We start from the raw sequence: 2788 nt of genomic DNA, 5'->3' as shown, positions 1-2788 counted from the left end.
GGGTTGGGGATCGTCCTCGCCGCACCGGGCCTCCTGCCGGACGGCATTGTGGGCTTGCCAGGATCGTCCGTCCCCGTCGTGGTGGACCATCGACAGCAGGATCGCTACGAAAGCACCCGTGCTGTCGCCGGGGGCGTGACAGCACGCCTGGTAGCCGCCGTCGGCGGCAACGGGTCGCGTCTGGACGAGCCGCCAGCGGGATGGCTGGTGGAAAGGATGGTCACCATGGCAGCTCGCGACTCCGCCGACTTCAGCCGGGCCGCTGATCGCAGCAACGTGGGTCCGCTGACCGTCGAGCAGTTCCACGCGGATCTGACGTGGCTGGCCACGCGCTACCCGCACCGCCCTGTCGCCCCGTCATTCGCCGAGATCGTCGAGCTGCGTGACCACGCGTTCAGCCTGTTGGACGACCGGCAGCGCCCGGACGAGGCGCGGGATCTGTATGTGATCGCGGGCGTGCTGTGCGGGATGCTGGCCAACGCCTCCTTCGACCTCGGCTACCTCCCCGCCGCGACGACACAAGCCCGGACGGCGTTCCTGTGTGGGGAACTGGCCGGGCACAACGGCCTGCGCTGCTGGGTCCGCGGTATGCAGAGCCTGATCGCCTACTGGCAGGGCAGGCTGCCCGAGGCGGTCAAGCTCGCCCGTGAGGGCTGGGAGTTCGTACCCGAACACGGCACCGCCCGCGTACGGGCCGCAGCCCTAGAAGCCCGCGCCGCGGGCAGGTTGGGCGACGGAGCGACGGTGCGGGACGCACTGGAGCGAGCCAGGCAGGCCCGCGACGAGATCACCGGCGACGACACACCCGGCGGGATGCTGGCCTTCCCCGAATCCAAGCAGCTCTTCTACACCGCATCGGCCTACCTCGGGCTGCACGGCCGGACCGACACCCTGCCCGCGGACAGCTGGGCGGCCCGCGCCGAACAGGCCGCCAGCACCGCGATCGGCCTCTACGAGACCGCACCCGCCGGCGAACAGCGGCTCGGGGAACTGTCGCTGGCCCGCCTCGACCTGGCCGCCGCTCACCTGGAGCGCTCCGAGCTCGACGGCGCCGCGCAGACGATCCGGACCGTCCTGGACACCACGACGCGCCGACCCACCGACAGCGTCCTACGCCGCCTTCGCCAGCTCGCCACCGTCACCGACCGGCCCCGGTACCGGGATCTCCTGTCCGCTCAACACCTGCGCGAGGAGATCCTCGACACCTGCGCGACCGCCACAGGGACCACGAGCCGCTCCCACGACCCTCACGCCGACACCGAATGAGCCCCACAAAGCCGACGGTGGCGCTGCTGCACCCCGGGGCGATGGGCGCCGCGGTAGGCCGGCAGGCCACCGGAAGGGCGCGGGTGCTGTGGCTGCCGGAAGGCCGCAGCGCCGCGACCGCGGGCCGCGCTGACGCCGCCGGGTTGCAGCCCGCGCCGGACATGACCGCCCTCGTCCAAGACGCGGACGTGGTCATCTCGTTGTGCCCACCACAGGTCGCAGGCCGGATCGCCGCGGCCGTACTGGCGGCCGGCTTCCGCCACGGTCTCTACCTCGACGCCAACGCCCTCATCCCCGAGCGGATGGCCGCGGTCGGCGACCTGTTCGCGGGCACCATGGTCCGGGTCGTCGACGGCTCGATCATCGGACCACCACCCACTCGGCTGGGGACCACCCGGCTCTACCTCGCGGGCGCACCCGAGGACACGGCCTCCGTGGCCGGCCTGTTCGCCGGCTCCGACCTGGACGTCCTACCGATCTCCGATCGGATCGGTGCCGCGTCGGCGTTGAAGACCGCGCAGGCAGTGTTCCAGAAGGCCAGCCGTGCGCTCGCCGGCCTTGCGCACGCCCTCGCCGACCACTACGGCGTCGCCGACGTCCTCGCCGCGGAGGGGCGACGGTACAACCGCCCGATCCTCGCCGAACCCGACTTCCTCCCCACTGTCGCCGCCCGCGCCTGGCGGTGGTCACCGGAGATGGCCGAAGCCGCCACGGCCCTGCACGCCGCCGGCCTGCCCGACACCATGATCCGCGGCGCCGAACAGATCTTCGACGCCTGGGCGGCCTGCCGTGACGCCCCACCCGACGACATCGGAACGCTCTTCAGCCGCCTGCGCCAAGCAGCCGAACAGGAGGCGAAAAGCTTCGGGGTGCCCTGAGCGCTCCGCTGGTGTGAGGCCCCCCGGAGACGGCCACCTTCTTGCGCCGTTGATAACAGCGTGCAGTGCCCGCCGTATTCGTCGTCGTGGCTTGAACTCGGCGCATGGGCTGGTCTTTATCCAGCTCCATGCGCTGACGCAATTGCCTGGATGCGCCCGGCAAGCTCGATGTCGTGCTCAGCGACGTAGCCGCCGATGTCACTGGAGCTGATCGACACCTGCACAGTCTTGTATCCGAGCGTCGCATCGGAGTGGTGGCCGAACTCGTTTTGTATGGCGGCGATGTGCATGATAAAAGCCGCACCCTGAATGTGGGGTATTGAGTACAGCCGTTCGATGCGTCGGCCGTCGGTCGTCCATCCGTCCAGGGTCTTGAGGTGTTCGTCGATCTGTTCCCGTGACAGTGCCTCAGCCATGTTCTCTCCCGGTCTCGTCGGTGGTAACGGGCGCGAGTGTCGACGGACACGCGAGCACCTCCACCAGATCCTCGCCGACGGTGTGAGCACGCCACGGGGCCATCGCCGCCGCGACCGCGGTCAGTTCCCGCCGGGCCCGTGCGGAGCCGGTCTCCACCGCGAGCGCGGTCGCACGGCGCGCGAGTTCCACGGCCCGTTCCGGTTCCCCCCTGGCGTGCGGCGGCGACC

2 protein-coding genes and 2 pseudogenes are annotated in these 2788 nt (G+C 70.7%); 2 read left to right on the top strand and 2 right to left on the bottom strand.

What is annotated here, in order from left to right; genetic code table 11:
- Together U9980_RS27315 and U9980_RS27310 are read left to right on the top strand one after the other, a co-directional pair.
- Window positions 1-1266, top strand: a pseudogene (locus U9980_RS27315) (hypothetical protein); the annotation flags it as partial.
- The gene (locus U9980_RS27310) at window positions 1263-2144 is read left to right on the top strand and encodes a DUF1932 domain-containing protein (protein ID WP_322770560.1); all 882 of its coding nucleotides are present in this window, start codon (window positions 1263-1265) and stop codon (window positions 2142-2144) included. The pseudogene U9980_RS27315 and the gene U9980_RS27310, both read left to right, overlap by 4 nt.
- A 116-nt stretch (window positions 2145-2260) precedes the next feature.
- On the opposite strand, the gene U9980_RS27305 is transcribed toward U9980_RS27310, so the two are convergent.
- Window positions 2261-2560 (bottom strand): 4a-hydroxytetrahydrobiopterin dehydratase, encoded by a 300-nt coding sequence (locus U9980_RS27305; RefSeq protein ID WP_322770559.1) that lies wholly within the window; start codon window positions 2558-2560, stop codon window positions 2261-2263.
- A pseudogene (locus U9980_RS27300) lies at window positions 2553-2788 on the bottom strand (hypothetical protein); the annotation flags it as partial. The gene U9980_RS27305 and the pseudogene U9980_RS27300, both read right to left, overlap by 8 nt.

Source organism: Protofrankia sp. Cr1 (assembly GCF_963555865.1).
Classification (GTDB): Bacteria; Actinomycetota; Actinomycetes; order Frankiales; family Frankiaceae; genus Protofrankia.
Note: the sequence above shows the minus strand (reverse complement) of the source record. Positions and strands in the feature narration are given on the sequence as shown.

Coding starts and splice junctions, on each gene's coding strand:
- U9980_RS27305 (WP_322770559.1), bottom strand. CDS start 2,560: ATGGCTGAGGCACTGTCACGGGAACAGATCGACGAACACCTCAAGACC.
- U9980_RS27310 (WP_322770560.1), top strand. CDS start 1,263: ATGAGCCCCACAAAGCCGACGGTGGCGCTGCTGCACCCCGGGGCGATG.